We start from the raw sequence: 21,014 nt of genomic DNA, 5'->3' as shown, positions 1-21,014 counted from the left end.
TCCTGGATGCCCCTTACATGAGCCGCAAGCACGCCTTCCAGTTCCTCGACCTGCCCCGGACCATGCCGCAGCGCATTCCGGTGGAGCTGCGCACCTCCGGCGACTGGGGTGAGCTGTACGGCAAGTTCGGCAAGGAAGATGCCCAGTACCAGGCCGGTCGCTGCCTGGACTGCGGCAACCCCTACTGCAGCTGGAAGTGCCCGGTGCACAACGCCATTCCGCAGTGGCTGCAGCTGGTGCAGGAAAACCGCATCCACGAAGCGGCCACGCTGTGCCATTCCACCAACCCGCTGCCGGAAGTGTGCGGCCGGGTGTGCCCGCAGGACCGCCTGTGCGAAGGCAGCTGCACGCTGGAAGAGTTCGGTGCCGTCACCATCGGCGCGGTGGAGAAATACATCGTCGATACCGCGCTGGCCACCGGCTGGCGGCCGGACATGGCGGCGGTGGAAAGCACCGGCAAGCGGGTGGCGGTGATCGGTGCCGGCCCGGCCGGGTTGGCCTGTGCCGACCGGCTGGCGCATGCAGGCGTGCAGGCGGTGGTGTACGACCGCTACGAACAGATAGGGGGCCTGCTGCAGTTCGGCATTCCCAGCTTCAAGCTGGACAAGTCGGTGATCAGTCGCCGTCGCAACGTGCTCGAAGGCATGGGCGTGCAGTTCCGGCTGGGCGTTGAGATCGGCCGCGACGTGACCCTGGAAACCCTGCTGGCCGACTACGACGCGGTGTTCGTCGGCACCGGTGCCTACCGCTACACCGACGGCGGGCTGCCCGGGCAGGATCTGAAGAACGTGCTGCCGGCGTTGCCGTTCCTGGTCCAGAACAGCCGCATCGTCAGCGGCAGCGATGCCCACGGCCGGCCGATTGCCGGCTGGGAAGACACGCTTGCCCTGCCCGACCTGGAGGGCAAGCGCGTGGTGGTGCTGGGCGGCGGCGATACCGGCATGGACTGCGTGCGCAGTGCGGTGCGGCTGGGTGCGGCCCGGGTGACCTGCGCCTACCGCCGCGATGAAGCCAGCATGCCGGGCTCGGCCCGCGAAGTGGCCAACGCCCGCGAAGAAGGCGTGCGCTTCCTGTTCAACCGCCAGCCGCTGTCGATCGAGGCCGGTGCCGACGACGAAGCAATCGGCGTCACCGTGGTGGAAACCCACCTGGGCGAGCCCGATGCGCAGGGCCGGCGCAGCGCGGTGCCGATCGAGGGCAGCGAATCGCTGCTGGAAGCCGACGTGGTGATCATTGCATTCGGCTTCTCGCCCACGGCACCGGAATGGCTGACCGCGCAGGGCGTGGAAGCGGGCCACAACGGCCGCATCCTGGCCGGCGGCCAGGGCCGCCTGCCGTTCCAGACTGCCCACCCGCGCCTGTTTGCCGGTGGCGACGCGGTGCGTGGTGCGGACCTGGTGGTGACCGCCGTGGCCGAAGGGCGCGATGCGGCGGCGGCGATCGTAGCGCTGATCACCGCCTGACACCGGCCACGGAGCACGGTAGCGCCGGCGTCAAGCGGCGGCCCGTAGCCCGGCGCGTTCGATCTCCAGCGCCAGCAACAGCTGGATCTCATCCAGCTGGTCGCGGATGCGGGCATTACCGGCGTCGTCGGCATGGTCGCACTCGATATGCGCATCCAGCATGCGCGCCAGCCCAACCAGCAGTACGTCGGCATCGCCGTGGGCAGCGTGGCGCAGCAGGCGGCCCAGCGTACGGATGCGGGCGCCGCGGTCGTGCGCCAGCGTCGGCACCGACGGCGCGGTGCGGGAAGCGGAAAGGGGCATGAGGGGCTGTCCTGATTGACCGGGTGACAGCCGTCAATGTCGGTTATGGCCCCAGTGGCCGGCTATGCAACTTTTACGAATTGGCGTGAAGGGCTGGTAATGTCGCTGATGCCCCCACTCGTTCGGATGATTCCCATGCGCATCGGCCTGGCCGCCAATCGGCTGCACCACCACGACAAACACGCTGCACTGTTCCGCTGGCTGCGCGCCAGCGACACCGGGCTGCGCGAGCTGGGCGTGGAGCTGCATGCGGTCGGCCGCACCTATGACGCCATCCGGCGGCTGGGTTTCCTGCCCGATTTCGCCCCCCTGCGCCGCTACCCGAACGGCCGCGAGGGCGGGCTGATGAAGCTGGTCGCCGAAGTGGTGGGCATGGGCACGCCCGAGCGCACGCTGGATGGGGCCATCTATCTGATGGACCCGGTCGATCCGTCCTCGGTGTTCCCCGAAGCCACCGCGCTCAAGCGCCAGTGCGTGATCCACGGCAAGCCCTTCATCTCCACCGTGGCCACCGCGCGCGACTGGATCGAAGTGGAACGCGTGCACGCCGGCCTGCCCGCTGATCCCGGCGCCGATGACCTGCATGCATTCGAGCAGCACACGCTGGCGCTGATCGCGCACGATGCGATGAAGCCGGCCATGCTGGCCTTTGCCGACGAACATTTCGCCCTGCTCTCGCGCTTCCGCAGCCGCGTGGGCACCGGCACCACTGGCCAGCGCCTGAACGAACTGGCCTGGAGCCGTGGCTGGCCGAAGGACCAGGACTGGGTGACCCGATACCAGAGCGGTCCGATGGGCGGTGATGCGCAGATCGCCGACCAGGTGCTGGAAGGCCGCTGCCAGCGCGCGATCTTTTTCGAAGACCCGCACGTGGCGCGCCAGCATGAAGCCGACATCCAGCTGCTGGAGCGCGCGGTCACGACCGTGACCGATCAGGCGGTGTGCATCACCGCCCCGCGCGTGGCCGCACGCTGGGCGCAGGCGGCCACACTGCGCACACGCGCGTCGCCCTGATCACAGGGTGGGTACGCATCGCTGGCCACGGCGAAATCATGCGCGCCCTCCCCCGCCGACGGGCTACAGCAGCTGCCGCAGCATCGCTTTGAGCCGCCGCCCCTCCAGCTGGAAGTAATCGCGCTCCTCGCGCCAGGCCGGGAAGCGCTGTTCCACTTCGTCCCAGAACGCCGGCGAATGATTGGCCTGGATCAGATGGCAGAGCTCATGCACCAGCACGTACTCGAACGCCGACGGCCGCCCCAGCACCAGCGCCAGGTCCAGCGCCATGCTGCCATCGGGGGCCAACGAGCCCCATTGCGAGGACATTACCTTCAGCCGCAGGCGCGCCGGTGCGCGCGGCAGGCCGGGCAGGTAGCGCGGCAGCCACTGGCCGACATCGGCGCGGGTCTGCGCTTCGTAGAATTCGCGCAGCGCACGCTTCACGGTCGTATCTGTAGCGCGCGCCGGCAGGTGCATGCACACGCCAGTATCGTCGAGCACCAGGCGCGCATAGCGTCCGGCATCCCACCGCACTGGCAGCAGTTCGCCGCGCAGCGGCAGCACCCCGGGCTCGCCGATCACCAGCGGCGGCGGCAGGTTCTGGGCCTGGTAATTGCGCAGCTGCGAGGACAGCCAACCGCGGTGCTCTTCCAGGAAACGCTCGCCCATCAGCAAGCTGGCGCGCGGCGGCAGGGTCAGCCGTACGCCACGCTCGTCCACGCTGAGCTTGATCCGGCGCGCACGCGGATCGCGCACGCGCAGCACGTCGATCTCGGCATCCTCCAGGCGCAGGCGAACGGTGTCGCGCTGCAACGTGGGGGCAACGGCCGGGGAGATCAGGCGGCGGAGGAATCCGGGCATGGCTACAGCATAGCGCCGGCAGCGGCCCGCACATGACTGCGGGCCCCGCCCGGTGCCTCAGTCGGCCTTGCTCAGCTTGAAGGCCTCTTCCAGCAGCAGGAACAGGCGGCGCACTTCGCCGCTCTGCAGGGCGAAACGGGCGTCCAGCTCGGCGCGGCGGCCGTCTTCGTCGGCGTGCTCGAGCTGGTCCAGGGCGCCGTCCAGGAACTTCAGCTTGCGCACGATCAGGTCGTCGCCCAGCACGAAGGACAGGTTGTCCTCGAACACCAGGGCCAGCTTGGTCACCTGCTTGCCGGCGTCCAGGTGCTTGTCGATCTCGTCGCAGCGCAGTTCCTGGTGCTGGCACTTGACCACCGCACCGCCCTCGGCCGGGTCCTTCATCTCGCACTCTTCGCCCAGGCTCAGTCCGGTCGGGAGCGGCTCGCCGGCGATCCAGCCGGTCAGGATCGAGCGCGGCGCCACTTCAGCGTTCAGCGGCATGGCCGGGAAGCTGCCGAGCAGGCCACGGATGTCGGACATCATGTTCTCGCCCTTCTTGCTGCTCGAGCAGTCCACCGCCACATAGCCGTGGGTCAGGTCGATCAGCGCGTCAGTGCGCGAGCTCTTCACGAAGGCACGCGGCATCAGCTCATGCAGCAGGTCGTCCTTCAGGCGCTTGCGCTCGCGCCCGCCGGGCTTGCGCCCCTCCTTCTCTTCGATCTCTTCCAGCTTGCGGGCCAGCAGATCGTTGACCACCGCGCCCGGCAGGATCTTGTCCTCACCGCCTACGGTCAGCCACAGCGCGTCGCCGACGCGGTGCGAGAACACGGCCTTTTCCTCACGGCCGAACGGGGAGATGAAGCCACGTGAACTCATTTCGAGCGGGCCCACCGGCTTGAGCAGCACCTGCGGCAGCAGGGTGTCGACTTCGGAGAAATCAGTGGCAGTCGGGAAGCGGAACAGCGTCAGGTTGCGAAAGAACATGGAAATCCGGATGGGAAGGCGTGGAAGGGAAGGTCAGGGGGTGCCGTCGGTCCAGGCCGACGGCGGGCTGGGCGCGACCGCGGTGCGGCCCAGCGCCATGAAATCGAACAGGGCCGGGTCGGCCAGCTGCGACGGGTGGATGTTGCCCAGCGCGCGTGCGATCTGGTCAATCCGCCCGGGGTGCTGATCCTCCCACTGCTGCAGCATCTGCGCCACCTGGCGGCGCTGCAGGTTGTCCTGGCTGCCGCACAGCGTGCACGGAATGATCGGGAAGCCGCGCGCCTGCGCATGCTGTGCGATGTCCCGCTCGCTCACATAGGCCAGCGGGCGGATTACTACATGCCGGCCGTCATCGCTGCGCAGCTTGGGCGGCATCGCCGAGAGCTTGGCGTGGTGGAACAGGTTGAGGAAGAACGTGGCTACGCTGTCGTCGCGGTGGTGGCCGAGTGCGATCTTGCTGAAGCCGTTTTCCGCCGCGTGCCGGTACAGCGCACCGCGACGCAGCCGCGAACACAGCGAGCACATCGTGCGACCTTCGGGAATCACCCGGCTGACCACCGAATAGGTGTCCTGTTCGATGATCTGGTAGGCCACGCCGATCGAGGCCAGGTACTCCGGCAGCACGTGTTCGGGGAAGCCCGGCTGTTTCTGGTCCAGGTTCACCGCCACCAGTTCGAAGGCCACCGGCGCCCTTTTCTGCAGCTGCAGCAGCACGTCCAGCAGGGTGTAGCTGTCCTTGCCGCCGGACAGGCAGACCATGATGCGGTCGCCATCCTCGATCATGCCGAAGTCGGCGATCGCCTGGCCCACCTGGCGGCGCAACCTGCGCGCCAGTTTGTCCTGCGCGGCCGCGTCCGTGCGCGGGGCGCGGGGAAGCGGATCGGGCAGGGGCAGGACGGCAGGCATCCGAACATTCTACCGGCTCGCACTGGTCGCCATCGGTGCGGGGAAGTGACTGCGTTCACTCCCGGGCGTCATGCCGGGTGTGTATGCTCAACCCCTGTGGATACCTTGACGCCCGAACAGATCAGCGCCCTGCTTGCCGACCTTCGGCAGGAACATCGCACGCTGGATGAAGAGATCCAGCGCATGGCCGCCAACGGCGAGGATGAGCTGGAGGCCAAGCGCCTGAAGCGGCGCAAGCTGCAGCTCAAGGACCGCATCGCGAAGCTGGAGGACATGTTGATTCCGGACGAGCCGGCGTGACGCGTGCCGACCCGCGGTCGTCACCTGCCCATTGCCGCACCGGCAGGTGACGACCGTTGGTCGTCACCCGCGGTCAATCCGCGGCCACCGGTTCTTCCGGTTTTGCCGCTTCGGGACTGACGCGTTCGATGGTGTGGCGCAGCTCGCGACCCAGGATGAACTTGGCATCCTTGGCCCACAGGTCCAGGCGTTCGTCGAACAGCAGCTTGCTGTTCTCGTCCGGCCACACCAGGCGCAGCTCGCGCATCTTCTGGATGAAGCCGCGGAACAGGGTGCGGTCGAAGAACTCCGGTGCCGCCGGAGCGTAGAGCAGGCTCAGGCGCTGCGCGGCCTGCTGGCACAGGCTTTCCAGTTCGGCCGCGCCGAGCGTGCCCGGGCCGTTCTTGACCAGCACCGAAATGGCGATGTAGTAACGCTCGAACGCCTGCTGCAGTGAATGGCCAATCGCACGCAGGCGGAACACCTCGTCGGTCTGCCCGGTGTTGCGCGCCAGGATGCCGCCGTCGTCATCATTGACGTTCTGCAGCAGGCCCTCGCGAACGAACACCGCGATGGTCTGCTCGATGCGCTGGGCGAACTCGTCCTCGGTCCAGGGCAGGAACAGCTCGGCCTGCAGGAACGGGTACACGGTACGGCCCAGCTGCACCAGGCCGGTGCGGCTCATGCGGCGGTTGTTCTGGAAGCAGCACGCCACCCACGAGGAAGCGGTGAACAGGTGGATGACGTTGTTGCGGAAGTAGCTGAGCAGCACCGCGGTATCGCCACTGACGCTGAGCACATCGCCCAGCGGGTGCTTGACCCGGGTCAGTACGTTGATTTCCTCGGCGTGGGCGATGATCCGCTCCGGCGAGTGCGGCGTGACCGTGACCCGATCCGAATACGGCATTTCCACCAGCAGGGTCTTGCACAGCTCGATCTGCGCGATCAGGTCCGCCTCGCCCATCGCGTGCTTGGGCGTGGACAGCAGCGCCAGCGCCAGCAGGTTGATCGGGTTCACGTCGGCCGCGCCGTTGATGTGCACCTGGATGCGTTCGGCCAGATGGTCCACCGTGCCCGACAGCCATGATGGCTTCTCGTCCTCGCCTACCGGTGCCCCGTCCCACTCCGGTGCCTGGCGGGCCAGCACGTCGTTGAGCGCGATCGGCTCACCGAAGTTCACCACCACCTGGCCGTAGTTCTGCTTGAGCACCTTGGGGATCGACCACAGCAGCTGCCAGATCGATTCCTTTTCCTTCGGCCGTCCGGACAGTTCGTCCAGATAGCTGCCGCCTTCCATCAGCTTTTCATAGCCGATGTAGACCGGCTGGAACAGCACTGGCTTGCGCGGCTGGCGCAGGAAGGCGCGCAGCGTCATCGAGATCATGCCGCCCTTGGGCTGCAGCAGGCGCCCGGTACGCGAACGGCCACCCTCGACGAAGTACTCGATCGAATAGCCACCGGCCACCAGCTGCGCCACGTACTCGCTCAGCACTGCCGAATACAGCGCGTTGCCGCGGATCGAGCGGCGGATGAAGAATGCACCGCCCTTGCGCAGCAGGGTACCCACCACCGGCAGGTTGAGGTTGATGCCGGCGACAATGTGCGGCGGCACGATGCCGCGGTCGTACAGCAGGTAAGACAGCAGCAGGTAATCCATGTGGCTGCGATGGCTGGGCACGTAGACCACTTCATGGCCCGGCGCGGCGGCCTTGAACTTGTCCAGGTGGTGCACCAGCACGCCGGCGTAGATGCGGTTCCACACGTGGCTGAGCATGAAGCTGGCCGATCGCACCACCGGGCTGGAGTAGTCCGCGGCGATTTCCCAGGCATAGGCATGCGCCTTTTTCCAGGCATCGGCAGGCTTGGTGTTGTCACGCTTGGCCTGCGAGGCGATGGCTTCGCGGACGGTGTCGGCCTCCAGCACCTTGTCCACCAGCAGGCGGCGGGTGGACAGGTCCGGGCCGATCACCGATTCGCGGATACGGCGGAAGTGGGTACGCAGCACGCGCTGCAGCTTGCGCACCGTGCGCTCGGGGTCCAGCCCTTCGTCCACGGTGGCGCGCAGCGATATCGGCGGGGCGAACCGCACAATGGTGCTGCGACCGTTGAGCAGCACCGCCAGCAGGCGGCGGAAACGCCCCACCAGCGCCCAGTTTTCCGAGAACAGCACCGCAAACCAGCCGCTCTGCTTGTCCGGCGCGCGGCCGACAAAGATCGACACCGGCACCAGGTTCACGTCCAGCTCGCCGCGCGCGCGATGGGCCTGCAGCACCTTGGCCAGTGAATCGGAATGGGTCTTGGCGCCGCGCTGCTCGGGAATCAGCGAGTTGCTGCTGCTCCGCCGCGACAGCGCCAGGTATGCGCGCCGGCGCCCGGTCGGGTCGCCGGCGATGGGGACCAGCGGCGAGGGCAGGCCGGCTTCCCGGCAGGCCTTGTCCAGGATCAGCGCGTTGGACAGACCGTAGTCTTCCAGCACGTAGACCACCGGGCGGCCGTCATCGTACTGGCCGGGCTGTTCGGGTTCGATCTTCAGCGACAGCCAGGGTTCGACCAGGCGGCCCAGCAGACGGGCCCACCACGGGCGGCGCCCGAACGAGGTGCGGGCCGCCGCGCTGACCGGGCTGGGCACGATCGCCGCCGGGTCGGTTGCGCCCGCGGCCGGGGCGTCCGCGCCGGGCACGGTGTCGGGCGACGCGGACGGGGCGTCCGGCGTCTTGGGCGGCTCTTCGCCGGGGAAAGGCAGGGGATTCTGGTTCGGCATCGGCTTCATTATGGCTTAGCCGGTGCAGAAGCACCGTCCTTGACCTGCGCGGCGGCCTCTGCTTCAGCTGCCCGCTGCGCGTCATGTTCAGCTTGCGCGGCCACCGCCTCGTCTGCCGCCTTGAGCAGTGCGTCGGTCTCTTCCAGGGTGCGTGCCAGATACCAGTGGCCGTCGCGGCGGGTCATGCGCACCTGGGCTTCGATCTGTTCACCGGCCAACGGGTACTGGATCCGCAGCAGGGCGGTGTCGCCCTGCTGCGACACCAGCTCGCCGCGCAGCCCGGTCATGGCCGCGTCGAGCGACAGCCCATAACTGGCCAGCGCGGTCTTCAGCGCCTTGGCGAACGGCCCCAGCCGGCGCAGGCTCCCCTCCATGCCGGCCGCCTGCAGCTCGGCGTCGGTGGACAGCCCGGCGGTGCGCGCGGTGGCGGTCAACAGGGTGATGGTGGTCTTCGCCCGCTGCCGGTCGGTCAGCGGCGCGGCGGCAGCCCAGCGGCTCAGTGCATCCACTACCTGGCTGTAGTGCGCCCGCTCGTCCTCGCTGTAGTCGGCCTGGTTGCGCAGGTACTGCACGCCGAACAGCCCCATCGAATGGGCTGCCTGGCGCACTCCGGCGGCCTGGCCGGCAATCTGGGTATCGAAGGAGCGTTGGAGGCGCTTGGGCGCGTCCGGCGCGGACAGCGCCGCCAGCATCGGCAGCAGCTGGCCGTCCAGTGGCAGGTCGGTCAACGGCCAGCGGCTGTGCCCGTCGCTCCAGGCCACCCGCAGGCGGTTGTACTGGGCCGGCGGCACCGACGCGCGGGCGTACCCCACCAGGTCGTTGTCGGCCAGGTTTTGGGCGATCTGCTGCAGCGCGGCTACCGGCTCGGCGGCGGGTGCGTCCGGGTCGATCGTGTCGCGCTTGCACGCCCCCACCAGCAGCAGGCCGCACAGCGACAGCGACATCACCCAGGGTCGGTAGCGCCCTGTCATCAACGGCATGGACATGAATTCGGACTTCCCCGGACCGGTCCGCATCTTGCGGCCTGCGCCCCCGCAGCGGCAACCCATCCTGCCCGCCACGCCGGCAGGATGGGCGCAAGCCCTTGTTTCTACTGGATATCAGTCGCGCATCCAGGTGGCCTGGATGAAGTCGCGCACATAGCCCTGCGACAACCGCGCATATACCCCGGGACGCCCCGGCAGCGCACAGCCTTCCCCCCAGCTGACCGTGCCCAGTACTGTCCAGGCCTGCTTCCGGCGCACCAGCAGCGGCCCACCGGAGTCACCACTGCAGCTGTCGATGCCCTCGGCGCCGGCGCAGATCACCGTGCCGGCCTGCAGGTTCGGGTAGGCCTGCTGGCACGCGGCGAACGAAACGAACGGGGTCAGCACCGTCTGCAGGGTGGTCGGCAGCGCCTCCCCGGGAAATTCGGTGACACCCCAGCCGATCACCGTGAAGTCGCGGCCAGGTCGCAGGTACGCGCCGTCCCGGCCCAGCATCACCTCGGCCGGCTCGGCCTTGGGTACCGGCCGCTTGAGCTGGATCAGCGCCACGTCATTGACCAGGTCGCGCTCGTCGAACGCCGGATGCACATGGATCGCCTTGACGTTGGACACGCGGCGGCGCGGCGTGGTTTTCAGCTCGGTCTGCCCGACCAGGACCGCCAGGCCTGCTGGCCGCAGCCCCTCTACGCAGTGCGCGGCGGTAAGCACCCACGAGGGCGAGATCAGGGTGCCGCCGCAGCCGTGCCGGGCGTGGTCCGAATCGCCGCGGCCCAGCCGCTGCAGGCTCGCCATGAACGGATACTGGCCGGGTTCGGCGTCGACCCCACCGATGATGCGGGGAACGCTGTCTGGTCCGGGCTGGGCCAGCGCGGGAAGAGAAACAGCAGAGAGGATCAGGCCGAACATCCAGGCCGGCCGGGAACAGGTACGCATGCAGCAACTCCTTTGCGGAAAAGTGGAAACGACAGGCACGGCGCCGGGGCGCGTGCCAGGTCGATTCGACGGCAAAGAAGGGGGGTCAACTGCGTGGCCGGTCGCGTTTCAGCGGCAGCAACGATTGATGGATCCGTTTATGCGAACGGGCGCAACAATACACCGGGATGCAGTTCCATCCCGGTGCGTGCAACCCTTACATCACGCCGCGGCGGGCGCTGCGGATTTCGTCCTGGATCGCCAGCGCGGCCGCGCGCGGGTCGGCGGCCAGGCGGATCGGGCGACCGACCACGATGGCATCGGCGCCGTCGGCGAAGGCCTGGGCCACGCCCACGGTGCGCTTCTGGTCATCGCCGACCGGGCCGCCGGGACGGATGCCCGGGCACACGATCGAAAATCCGGCGCCGGTGGCGACGCGGATCGGGCCGGCTTCCTGGCCGGAGGCGATCACCCCGTCGATGCCGGCGGCCTGGGCGGCCAGCGCGCGCTCCACCACCACCTCCACCGGCTCGCGGTCGATGCCCATGCCGCGCAGGTCATCGCGCCCCATCGAGGTCAGCACGGTCACCGCCAGCAGGCGCATGTCGCTGCTGTTGGCGGCCGCGCAGGCCTCCATCATGGCCGGGTGCCAGCCGTGGATGGTGGCGTAGCTCACCGGCCACTGCGACAGCCGGCGGATCACCGCTGCGGCGGTGGCCGGGATGTCGAAGAACTTCAGGTCCACGAACACGCGCTTGTCGCGCGCGGCCAGCGCATCGAGCACCTCGAAGTACTCGCCCGAGGCCAGCAGCTCCATGCCGATCTTGTAGAAGGAAACCGCGTCGCCCAGCCGGTCCACCCAGGCCAGCGCGTCCTCGCGGCCCGGCACGTCGAGCGCGAAGATCAGGCGTTCGTCATCGCGCAGCGGCAGCGGGGCCCGGCTCACGGCGCGTAGTCCAGCGCAGCGCGCTTGGCGTCATGACGGGCCTGGCGCGACTGGCTGTAGTCGTTGTTGAACTGGGCCGGCTCGAAGCCACCGTAGGTCGGGTTGGGCAGCATCCACCAGCGTTCGCCGAACCAGTCGTGGTACTGCTGCAGCAGCGCGTCGCGGCCGTCGTTGGTGTTGGCGGTGACTTCCACGAAATCGCCCAGCTGGTCGCCGAACTGCATCAGCACGCGGTAGTTCTGCCCGGCCAGGCGGCGGCGGCAGTTCTTTTCGCTGCCGGCCTGCTCGCAGTCCTTCACCACCGTGCCCAGGCCCAGGAACACGCTGTCATCGGCCACCGGCAGGCCTTCGGCACGCAGGTTGGCCAGGGTGGCCTCCTTCAGGTGCACGGCGCGGTTGGAGATGTACAACAGGGTGACGCCCTTGGCGTTGGCCGCCTTCGCGAAATCGACCACGCCTGGAATGGCCTTGGCCTTCTTTTCGGCCACCCACTGGTCCCAGCTCAGTTCGTCGTACTCGCCGCCGTCGCGGACCAGGCGGGCCTGGTAGGGCGAGTTGTCCAGCACGGTTTCATCCACGTCCAGCACCACGGCCGGCTTCAGGCCCTTGGCGGCATTGCCGCGCTCTTCGGGCACGAGCGCATCCCAGTTGGCTTCCTTCAACGCCTTGTCCAGGTGGTCGGCGGCGGCGCGGTAGGTCTGCTCGGTGATCGCCCGGTATTCCTGCGAACGCTGCATCCACAGCACGGCATTGAGGTTGTCGTTGGCGGCCACGGCTGCGTCGCCCTTCGCGGCAGGCGCCGCAGCGGCGGCAGCAGGGGCCGGGGCAGCGGCTTCGGCAGGGGTTTCGGTGCGCTTGCACGCACCCAGTGCCATCACGGCACAGGCAAGCACGGACAGGGAAACAGCGGTACGACGCATGGGAATCACCAGTACTGAGTGGCGCCAGTTTACCGGCTTGCCCGCCGCGGTTCATGCCGGTCGCAGGGCTCGGCTATGCTGCACGCCCCAGAAACACCCGGAGCGCGACATGACCGATGACATCCAGACCCCTGCCCTGCCCGTGCTCAACGCGGCCCAGGCCCGTGCCCTGGGCTGCCTGATCGAGAAGGAAGCGACCACCCCGGACGCCTACCCGCTCACGGTCAACGCCACCCAGGTGGCCGCCAACCAGAAGACCGCCCGCGAGCCGGTGCTGCAGCTGTCGGCCGGCGATGTGCACCACGCGCTGCGCCAGCTGGAAACCCTGGGCCTGGCCCGCCAGCAGTTCTCCTCTCGCGCCGAGCGCTACGAGCACCGTGCCGGCAGCGCACTGGACCTGACCCGCCAGCAGCTGGCCATCCTGGGCCTACTGCTGTTGCGCGGCCCGCAGACCGTGAACGAGCTGCTGACCCGCAGCGAGCGCCTGTTCCAGTTCCAGGATGCCGATGAGCTGCGCCACCACGTCGAGCGCATGATCCAGCGCGGCCTGGCCGTGCAGCTGCCGCGCGCCGGCGGCCAGCGCGAGGACCGTTACATGCACCTGCTGGCTGGCCCGGTGGATGTGCAGGCGTTGGCGGAGCAGTACAGATCAGCGCCGTCCAGCGGCGGTGGCAACGCCGCGCTGGAAGCGCGGGTACAGGAGCTGGAAACGACGGTGGTCGCGTTGCAGCAACAACTGGCGGAACTGCGCGCTCAGCTGGGCGGGTAACGGCAGCCACGCAGGGCGTGGCGCTGCGACCTCAGGCGATCATGCCCCTGTTACGGCTGGGGCGCCGGGCGTGGCGAACAGCAGCAGCACGTCTTCATCGCGCGGCGCCGGCAGGCGCACATCGCCACGGTCTTCCATGCCCAGCTTGCGCAGCAGCGCGGCCGAACGCAGGTTTTCCGGGGCGACGATGCCGTACAGATCGGGGTGGCCCAGAACGTCACGCGCGTAATGCATCACACCGCGCGCGGCCTCGAATGCGTAGCCATGGCCTTCGTACCGGGCCAGCAGCGCATAGCCCACATCCGGCGCGGGCAGGCCATCGCGGCGCACCAGCCCGGCATTGCCCAGCCACGCGCCGTCGCTGCGGCGGATGATGGCGTACATGCCGAACCCGTTGAGCGTGTAACTGCCGAGCACGCGTTCGGCGGTGTAATCGCGCGCCTGTGCGAGCGTGCGCACGCCACGGTCGGCGATATGCCGGATGAAGCCGGGCTCGTTGAGCAGCGCCAGCATATCGGCCGCATCATGGTCGGGATCGATCAGGCGCAGGTGCAGGCGGTCGGTCTGGATCACGGCGGACATGGAACCCCTCGCAGGCAGGAATGGGCCGATTGTGCGGCCGATCGACTCAGTCGAACAACGCTTCGATCGCCGCCAGGCCGGCGCTGGCACGCTCCTTCTTGCGCGCCGCATCAGCCACCGGGTCGGCGCCGTCGCGCTGCATTTCCTCCGCGGGGATCTCCTCGAAGAAGCGACTGGGCTTGAGCCGCACGTGCTCGCCGAACTTGCGGGTGAGCTTGCTGTAGCTCATCCACAGCTGCACCTTGGCGCGGGTGATGCCAACGTACAGCAGGCGTCGCTCTTCCTGCAGGTTGCCTTCGTCCAGACTCACCTGGTGCGGGAGCACGCCATCCTCGCAGCCGACGATGAATACATAGGGGAATTCCAGGCCCTTGGAGGCGTGCAGGGTCATCATGCGCACCTGGTTGCCGCCGTCATCCTTGTCGTTGCGCGACAGCAGCGCCAGCTGCGCGGCCAGGTCGGCGGTGCTCGCGCCGCGCGGACCGCCTTCAAACCACTGCGCCAGCTCTTCCAGATTGCCCAGGCGGCGCTGGTACACCGATTCTTCCTTGCACGCGCCACGCAGCTCGGACACCAGCCCGGAATCTTTCACCAGCTTGCGCACCAGGTCGCCCGAGCTGAGTTTGGGCATGTCCGCGCGCAGGTCGCGCAGTATGTCGGTGAAACGGCTCAGACTGTTGGCCGCGCGCGGCGGGAGTTGCGACAGGGCGCCGATCGCTTCGGCCGCGTGCGCCATCGGCAGCTCTTTTTCCGACGCCAGCTCGGCCAGCTTGGCCAAGGTGCCGGCGCCAACTTCGCGCTTGGGCGACTGCACCGCGCGCATGAAGGCCGTATCGTCATCGGGATTCACCAGCAGGCGCAGCCACGCCAGCGTGTCCTTGACCTCCTGCCGTTCCAGGAACGCGGTACCACCTGTGATGTGGTACGGCGCACGCACCAGCTGCAGTGCCTTCTCCAGCGGGCGCGACTGGAAGTTACCGCGGAACAGGATGCAGAAATCGCTCCACGGAATCTGCTTTGACGTGGCGAGGTAGGAAATCTCAGCGGCGACCTTCTCCGCCTCGTGCTCGCTGTTGCGGCACTCCCACACGCGGATGCGTTCGCCGTCGGCCTGGTCGCTCCACAGCTTCTTCAGGTGTTCGTGCGGGTTGTTGGCGATCAGCGCGTTGGCCGCGCGCAGCACGCGGTTGGAGCAGCGGTAGTTCTGCTCCAGCTTGATGATTTCAAGCGCCGGGTAATCGCGCGCCATCTGCTGCAGGTTTTCCGGGTTGGCACCACGCCAGGCGTAGATGGACTGATCATCGTCGCCCACGCAGGTGAAGTTCCCCGCGCTGCCGGCCAGCTGCTTGAGCAGCCGGTACTGCGCATCGTTGGTGTCCTGGCATTCGTCCACCAGCAGGTAGCCGATGCGTTCGCGCCACGCCAGCGCAATCTCCGGGTTCTCTTCCAGCACCTGCACCGGCAGGCGGATCAGGTCGTCGAAATCCACCGCGTTGAACGCGGTCAGGCGCAGCTGGTAGCGCTCGTAGACGCTGGCCGCTTCCTTCTCGCGGTTGCTGCGTGCTTCGGCCATGGCCTGTTCGGGCGACAACCCGGCGTTCTTCGCACGCGAAATGAGGTTCTTCACGTCCTCGATGTCGTCCGGCTTGGCGCCGTACATCAGGTCTTTCACCTGCGAGGTGGAATCGTCGGCGTCGAAGATCGAAAAGCCGCGCTTGAGGCCCACCGCGGCATGCTCGATCTGCAGGAATTTCAGGCCCAGCGCATGGAAGGTGCAGATGGTCACGTCTTCGGCGTCGCCGCCCTGCAGTCGCTTGGCCACGCGCTCGCGCATTTCCTTGGCGGATTTGTTGGTGAAGGTGATCGCCGCGATGCGCTTGGCCGGGTAACGCCGGGTGCTGATCAGCTGGGCGATCTTTTCCACGATCACGCGCGTCTTGCCGCTGCCCGCGCCGGCCAGTACCAGCAGGGGACCTTCGCAGTGCAGGACTGCCGCGCGTTGGGGGGGATTGAGACCGTGCATGCCTTCTCCGTGGGTGCCGCATTGTAACGGGCGGCCGTCCCGACGGCCGGCTTGGGCGGCGAGTATGGCGCGCGCCCGGGGTCCTGGTCGGTGAACCGGTTCACGATCCAGCGGCCGGGCCGGGGTGCGGATTAGAATGGCCCGATGGCCAAGCTCTATTTCTATTATTCGGCAATGAACGCCGGCAAGACCACCACGCTGCTGCAGTCGGCGCACAACTACCGCGAGCGCGGCATGCGCGTGGCCATCCTCACCCCGCGCCTGGACGACCGGGCCGGGCGCGGCGTGGTGGCCTCACGGATCGGGCTCAAAGCCGACGGCATCGCCTTCGACCGCAATACCGACCTGGAACAGCTGATCCGGGCCGACATCGCCAGCCACGGACCGTTGGGCTGCGTGCTGGTGGACGAGGCGCAATTCCTCAGCCGCAGCCAGGTCTGGCAGCTCAGCGAAGTGGTCGACCAGCTGCGCATTCCGGTGCTGTGCTACGGGCTGCGCACCGATTTCCGCGGCGAGCTGTTCGAAGGCAGCCAGTACCTGCTGGCCTGGGCCGACGAGATGCAGGAGATCAAGACCATCTGCCACAGCGGCAAGAAGGCCACCATGACCGTGCGCGTGGACGAACACGGCCACGCGGTGCAGGACGGCCCGCAGGTGGAGATCGGCGGCAACGAACGCTACGTCTCGGTCAGCCGCGCGGAGTTCAAGAAGATCACGCGCGGCGAAGGCCGGATCGAGCCGTTGCAGGCATCCCTTCCGCTCTGATCAATAGAGCGTGCGTTCCGGCGCCCCCGGCGGCGGCGGGGAGTATTGGTACAGCCAGGTTTCCGTCAGGGTCTTGCCACCGCTGCGCAGGTACAGGCGGATGTCGATCTGCTCGGTGCTGTCATCCGGCGGCACCAGATCGAACATGGCGCGGTAGCCCTTGATCTCGCGCAGCGGTCGCGCCGAAACGATCTCGGTGCGGCCGCGGCTGGCCTGTACCACCGCCTCCACTTCGCCCTTGTCGATCAGCGCCGCCAGTTCGCCGCCCTGGAAATCCACGGCGAAGCGCCAAGAGAAATACTCGCGCTTCTTGCCGATCACCCCGCCCAGGCCGGTGCGGGTGGCCACGCACTGGGCCAGCGGCGGGCGCGCGGGCGGCTCGGCGCCCCAGTACAGGCGGTAGCCCAGCAGCATTTCCTGGCCCGGCTGCGGCTTGGCTTCCGGGTTCCAGAACGCCACGATGTTGTCGAAGGTCTCGTCCACCGTGGGAATTTCCACCAGCTGCACCGAGCCCCTGCCCCACTGCCCCTTCGGTTCCACCCACAGGCAAGGGCGCTTCTCGTAGAACACGCCGTCGTCCTGGTAGTGGTCGAAGCTGCGGTCGCGCTGCAGCAGGCCAAAGCCCCTCGGGTTGTTGTCCACGAACATGTTGAAGCGCAGCTGGCGCGGGTTGGACAGCGGGCGCCAGATCCACTCGCCCGCGCCGTTCCACATCGACAGGCCGTCGGTGTCGTGGATCTCCGGGCGCCAGTCCCAGGCCATACGGCGGTCGTTCTCGCCGACCTGGTACATGCTGGTGCACGGCGCGATGCCAAGCCGTTCGATGGCCTTGCGCGGATACAGCGCCACGTCCACGTCCATCAGCAGCACATCGCCGTTGGTGATGGCGAAGCGGTAGGCGCCGGCCACGCTGGGCGAATCCAGCAGCGCGTACACCACCAGGGTGTTGGAGTCGGCGGCCGGCTGTTCCAGGAAGTAGGCGATGAAATCGGGGAATTCTTCCGGGCGGTCCATGCCGGTGTCGATCGCCAGGCCGCGGGCGGACTGGCCGTACTGGCCCTCCTTGCCCACCGCGCGGAAGTAGCTGGCGCCCAGGAAGGCGGCAAAATCGCGGTCGGTGTCGGCACGGGTGTTGAGCCGGAACCCGGCAAAACCCAGATCAGCCGGCAGGTGGCCGTTCTTCAGCCCGCTCTTGCCGTAATCGAACGCGGCCGGGTCATAGGCCAGTTCCTGCGCCTTGCCGTCAACGACGTCGAACATGCGCACCGGTGAATGGAAGTACAGGCCCAGGTGGAAGAACTTGGCCTGGAAGCGACCGGGCTGGTCGGCCCACAGTGCGTGGTCCTGGCGGTAGCGGATCGACTGATACTGGTCCCAGTCCAGCGCCTCCAACGGTCCCGGCAAGGTCCGCCGGTGGCTTTTGTAGGCGGCCTCGGACAGCGCGCGCGCCTGACCCTTGAGGGAGGCGAAATCGAACGGTTGCGGCTGGCCCAGCCGGCGCAGGCCCACCTGGCTGCCCTGCGCGGCACAGGCCGGCAGCGCGGGAAAACCAATGGCGGCAAGGGCCAGGGAGGCGTTGCGGATGAAGTCGCGTCGTTGCATGCAGGCAGCGATGGGCAGGAAAGGGTCGGCCATCATAGGCACGTGGACGTTAATTCGCCGCTGTGGCGCGCGGATCGCGTTCAGGCTTGCCGGCGCGCGCCTGCAGGGTCTTGCTGCCACAGGCGCTCAACGCCTGCGCAATCTGACGTGGAATGCGCCCCCCCTGCGGGCGCTGCGCGCGCACCTCGGCCTGCAGCTGCGCCAGCGCCTCGCGCCCGCGAGCGGGTGCCTGCGTGCAGCCCAGCTCGCCCAGCGCGGACCGTGCCAGCCAGCGCAGGTTGACGCTGCGAGGGTCCAGTGCCCCGCCCTGGGTGAGCGGCTGCAGTGCAAGCTGCGCCTCCACCGGCTGGTCCATCCGCATCAGATTGCGCCCCCAGGCCAGCTGTACCGCCTGCTGCTGCAGGCGCGCCTCCGGTCCGCCGCGCGCGGGCTGGCGCATCAGCCTTGCGAGACGGTCGCCGGCCTGCCAGGGGTCGACGTGCTCGCCGATGATCTCGGCCATGCGCCGGTCGCCGCGCTGCACCTCAGGGTCATCATCGCCACGCTGGGCGGCCTGCCATTGCCTGCCCTCGTGGAAGGCGGCCAGTGCATCCTGCCAGCGGCCGACCTCCGCGAGCGCGTTTCCGTAGTCGTACAGGCCCTGCGGCAGCAGCCCGATACAGTCGGGCTGGCGCCAGATCGCCACCGCCCTGCCGAATGCATCCACCGCCGCCGCCGCATCGCCCCGTTCGAGTGCCGAACGGCCAAGCGCATGCCAGGTCTGGCCAGTGTCGCGGTGCTGCTCGCCCAACGCCTTGCGGGTGAGCCGGTGCACCTGCTGCAGGGCGGCTTCGGCTCCTGCAAGGTCGCCGCGCTGCAGCGCCAGCGTGGCGCGCAGGCGGCGGATCGTCAGCGTTTCGGGGTGGTCGGCGCCGTACAGCGTCACCGCAGCGGCGGCGGCCTCCTGCAGGGCCTGGGCGGCGGCATCCAGATCACCCTGCGCGGCCAGCGTCTCGCCCAGCAGGCGCTGCAGGGTGATCAGCTGCGGGTGGCGGTCGCTGGTGCGGACCTGCAACAGCGCCAAGGCCTGGCGGTAGCCGGCCAGCGCGCCCTGTGCATTGCCATCGTCGTTTTCCAGCGCCGCCAGGTCCACCAGGCTTTCAGCCATGCCGGTGGCGTCGTGGGTGATGTCGCGGCGAAGTGCCAGTGCACGTTCAAACGCTTCGCGCGCTTCATCGCGGTAGCCGAGCAACTGCTGGCAGCGGCCCAGCTGGGCGTGGAACTCGGCCACGATCGACGGCATTGCCTGGCGCTGTTCGGTGGCCAGCGCCTGCACCGGCGCCATGTGCGCCACGCACTCGCGTGAGCGGCCCAGCATGCGCAGCGCGCGGCCACGTTGGGTGACCGCTTCCAGCTGCAGCGCGGGTGGCACCTCCTTGACCTGCTGCAGCAGCGCACGCTGCCGGTCCAGGGTTTCGAGCGCCAGCGCGTAATCGCCGATGCCGATCCGCAGCCGGCCGATCACCCCTTCAAGGTTGGCCAAGGGCAGCGGCTGGTCGGCCAGTTCCGCCTCGCCACGCTGTTGCCCGGTGGCAAGCAGCTGGCGCACATCAAAGCTGCCATGGCGCACGCTGGCGGCACGGTCGAACAGGCCGATGGTGAAATCCTGCATGGCCTGCGCACGCGCGATCTCGCGCCGTGCCTGTTGCATCTGCCACACCGCCAGCGCCGCCAGCGCCGCCAGCGCCAGCACCGCCACCGCAGCCAGCGCCACGCCCCAGCGGTGCCGCCCCAGGTACTTGCGCAGGCGGTACAACGGGCGCTGCGGGCGCGCGTGGATCGGCCGCCCTTCCAGGAAGCGCTGCAGGTCCTGCGCCAGCGCCTCCACCGATGCGTAGCGCTGCGCCGGCTCCTTCTGCAGCGCCTTGAGCAGGATGGTATCCAGGTCGCCGCGCAGGCGCCGGGCCAGCCGTCGCGCGGCCGGGGTGGCAGCCGCATCGGTGATGTCGCCGCGCATCAGCACGCTCGACGCGCGTGGCGCATCCACTTCCAGGATCGAGCGTTCCCATTCGGCATCGCTGTGCCGACGCAGGCGGTACGGCTTGCGCCCGGTAATCACCTCGAACAGCACCACACCCAGCGAATACACGTCGGTCAGCGTGGTGACCGGTTCACCCCGCACCTGTTCGGGTGCGGCGTAGTGCAGGGTGAAGGCACGCACTTCGGTCGGCGGGTGCGCGGCGCTGGTGCGCGTGTGCTCATCGTCGAGCAGTTTGGCGATGCCGAAGTCCAGCAGCTTCACCTCGCCGTTGGCGGTGACCAGGATGTTGGACGGCTTCAGGTCGCGATGCACGATCAGGTTGGCGTGTGCGTGGCTGACCACCGCGCATACCTGCAGCATCAGCTGCAGGCGCCGTTCAAGCGGCAGCTGCAGGCGTTGGCAGTAATCGGTGATCGGCTCGCCTTCCACATACGCCAGCGCCAGGTAAGGCTGGCCCTGCAGGTCCACGCCGGCATCGAGCAGCTGCGCCAGATGCGGGTGCTGAAGCCGCGCCAGGATTTCGCGTTCACGGCTGAAACGCTGGCGCAGGCCAGGGTCGGCGTAGCCGCTGCGCAGCAGCTTCAGCGCCACCTGGCGCTGGTACAGCCCATCGGCGCGCTCGGCCAGCCACACTTCGCCCATGCCGCCTTCGCCCAGCTGTCGCAGCAAACGGTACGGGCCGACAGCGGTACCAGCGCGGCTGTTTTCGGGTGCCGCGGTCCATAGCGGCTGTTCGAGGAACTCGCGGCTGTCCTGCTCATGGTCGAGCAATCGTTCCAGGTCGTCGGCCAGGCTGGCGTCGGCCACGCGCAGCTGTACCAGGCGCGCGGCGCGCTGGTCGTGCGGCATCTCCAGCAATTGATCCAGCAGCGTCGACAGCTGCCGCCAACGCACTGCGTCCATCGTCCTTCCCCGGAGCGCTGCATGATTCCTGCCCGCGCGCGCCACGGCGCGGGT

At 68.3% G+C, this 21,014-nt stretch carries 18 protein-coding genes; 5 read left to right on the top strand and 13 right to left on the bottom strand.

Annotated elements, in window-relative coordinates; translation table 11 throughout:
* Window positions 1-17 precede the first annotated feature (17 nt).
* Entirely contained in the window at window positions 18-1,463 is a 1,446-nt protein-coding gene (locus ACGFZ3_RS15905) for an FAD-dependent oxidoreductase (RefSeq protein ID WP_392923247.1), read from the top strand.
* A 30-nt stretch (window positions 1,464-1,493) separates the two neighbouring features.
* Here ACGFZ3_RS15905 and ACGFZ3_RS15900 read toward each other — a convergent pair whose 3' ends face one another.
* On the bottom strand, window positions 1,494-1,766 hold the full coding sequence (locus ACGFZ3_RS15900) for a hypothetical protein (RefSeq protein WP_392923244.1): 273 nt from the start codon (window positions 1,764-1,766) through the stop codon (window positions 1,494-1,496).
* A 135-nt stretch (window positions 1,767-1,901) separates the two neighbouring features.
* On the opposite strand from ACGFZ3_RS15900, the gene ACGFZ3_RS15895 reads away from it, so the two are divergent.
* Window positions 1,902-2,780 carry a methylglyoxal synthase gene (locus ACGFZ3_RS15895; RefSeq protein WP_392923594.1) on the top strand — a complete coding sequence of 293 codons (879 nt, stop codon included), beginning with the start codon at window positions 1,902-1,904 and terminating at the stop codon, window positions 2,778-2,780.
* 63 nt (window positions 2,781-2,843) lie between these two features.
* Here ACGFZ3_RS15895 and ACGFZ3_RS15890 read toward each other — a convergent pair whose 3' ends face one another.
* The 3 genes from ACGFZ3_RS15890 to ttcA are packed head-to-tail and all read right to left on the bottom strand — an operon-like array spanning window position 2,844 to window position 5,492.
* A complete protein-coding gene (locus ACGFZ3_RS15890) occupies window positions 2,844-3,623 on the bottom strand; it encodes a M48 family metallopeptidase (protein ID WP_392923241.1) in 780 nt (259 codons plus the stop codon).
* A gap of 57 nt (window positions 3,624-3,680) precedes the next feature.
* Window positions 3,681-4,586, bottom strand: coding sequence for a recombination-associated protein RdgC (locus ACGFZ3_RS15885; RefSeq protein ID WP_068848158.1), 906 nt, complete (start codon window positions 4,584-4,586; stop codon window positions 3,681-3,683).
* Window positions 4,587-4,619: 33 nt separating this feature from the next.
* Complete coding sequence (gene ttcA / locus ACGFZ3_RS15880) at window positions 4,620-5,492, bottom strand: tRNA 2-thiocytidine(32) synthetase TtcA (RefSeq protein ID WP_392923237.1); 873 nt, start codon at window positions 5,490-5,492, stop codon at window positions 4,620-4,622.
* Window positions 5,493-5,588: 96 nt separating this feature from the next.
* Between ttcA and ACGFZ3_RS15875 the strand changes: the two genes are divergently transcribed.
* The gene (locus ACGFZ3_RS15875; RefSeq protein WP_392923234.1) at window positions 5,589-5,792 is read left to right on the top strand and encodes a YdcH family protein; all 204 of its coding nucleotides are present in this window, start codon (window positions 5,589-5,591) and stop codon (window positions 5,790-5,792) included.
* A 73-nt stretch (window positions 5,793-5,865) separates the two neighbouring features.
* Here the strand turns inward: ACGFZ3_RS15875 and plsB are convergent, their stop codons facing one another.
* The 5 genes from plsB to ACGFZ3_RS15850 all read right to left on the bottom strand — a co-directional run bounded on the left by plsB (window position 5,866) and on the right by ACGFZ3_RS15850 (window position 12,296).
* Window positions 5,866-8,541 (bottom strand): glycerol-3-phosphate 1-O-acyltransferase PlsB, encoded by a 2,676-nt coding sequence (gene plsB / locus ACGFZ3_RS15870; RefSeq protein ID WP_392923230.1) that lies wholly within the window; start codon window positions 8,539-8,541, stop codon window positions 5,866-5,868.
* A complete protein-coding gene (locus ACGFZ3_RS15865; RefSeq protein ID WP_392923228.1) occupies window positions 8,541-9,518 on the bottom strand; it encodes a hypothetical protein in 978 nt (325 codons plus the stop codon). Before ACGFZ3_RS15865 ends, plsB begins: the two co-directional genes overlap by 1 nt.
* Before the next feature lie 114 nt (window positions 9,519-9,632).
* Window positions 9,633-10,451, bottom strand: a complete 819-nt coding sequence (locus tag ACGFZ3_RS15860; protein WP_392923225.1) for a S1 family peptidase — start codon at window positions 10,449-10,451, stop codon at window positions 9,633-9,635.
* Window positions 10,452-10,647: 196 nt separating this feature from the next.
* Entirely contained in the window at window positions 10,648-11,376 is a 729-nt protein-coding gene (pyrF, locus tag ACGFZ3_RS15855; protein WP_392923222.1) for an orotidine-5'-phosphate decarboxylase, read from the bottom strand.
* A complete protein-coding gene (locus tag ACGFZ3_RS15850; protein WP_184126310.1) occupies window positions 11,373-12,296 on the bottom strand; it encodes a 5'-nucleotidase, lipoprotein e(P4) family in 924 nt (307 codons plus the stop codon). The genes pyrF and ACGFZ3_RS15850 overlap by 4 nt, the downstream gene beginning before the upstream one ends.
* A gap of 109 nt (window positions 12,297-12,405) precedes the next feature.
* Here ACGFZ3_RS15850 and ACGFZ3_RS15845 point away from each other — a divergent pair, with 109 nt between their 5' ends.
* Entirely contained in the window at window positions 12,406-13,065 is a 660-nt protein-coding gene (locus tag ACGFZ3_RS15845) for a YceH family protein (protein WP_392923218.1), read from the top strand.
* 39 nt (window positions 13,066-13,104) lie between these two features.
* Here ACGFZ3_RS15845 and ACGFZ3_RS15840 read toward each other — a convergent pair whose 3' ends face one another.
* Together ACGFZ3_RS15840 and ACGFZ3_RS15835 are read right to left on the bottom strand one after the other, a co-directional pair.
* Window positions 13,105-13,647 (bottom strand): GNAT family N-acetyltransferase, encoded by a 543-nt coding sequence (locus ACGFZ3_RS15840; protein WP_392923216.1) that lies wholly within the window; start codon window positions 13,645-13,647, stop codon window positions 13,105-13,107.
* 46 nt (window positions 13,648-13,693) lie between these two features.
* On the bottom strand, window positions 13,694-15,670 hold the full coding sequence (locus ACGFZ3_RS15835) for a UvrD-helicase domain-containing protein (protein WP_392923213.1): 1,977 nt from the start codon (window positions 15,668-15,670) through the stop codon (window positions 13,694-13,696).
* Window positions 15,671-15,814: 144 nt separating this feature from the next.
* On the opposite strand from ACGFZ3_RS15835, the gene ACGFZ3_RS15830 reads away from it, so the two are divergent.
* On the top strand, window positions 15,815-16,435 hold the full coding sequence (locus ACGFZ3_RS15830; RefSeq protein WP_392923211.1) for a thymidine kinase: 621 nt from the start codon (window positions 15,815-15,817) through the stop codon (window positions 16,433-16,435).
* Here the strand turns inward: ACGFZ3_RS15830 and ACGFZ3_RS15825 are convergent, their stop codons facing one another.
* Window positions 16,436-18,037 carry a glucan biosynthesis protein gene (locus ACGFZ3_RS15825; protein WP_392923592.1) on the bottom strand — a complete coding sequence of 534 codons (1,602 nt, stop codon included), beginning with the start codon at window positions 18,035-18,037 and terminating at the stop codon, window positions 16,436-16,438.
* Window positions 18,038-18,086: 49 nt separating this feature from the next.
* Entirely contained in the window at window positions 18,087-20,960 is a 2,874-nt protein-coding gene (locus ACGFZ3_RS15820; protein ID WP_392923209.1) for a protein kinase, read from the bottom strand.
* Between the last annotated feature and the right edge of the window lie 54 nt (window positions 20,961-21,014).

The organism is Stenotrophomonas sp. NPDC047960, assembly GCF_043204395.1.
GTDB lineage: Bacteria > Pseudomonadota > Gammaproteobacteria > Xanthomonadales > Xanthomonadaceae > Stenotrophomonas.
This window is presented reverse-complemented; position numbering and strand designations above follow the sequence as displayed.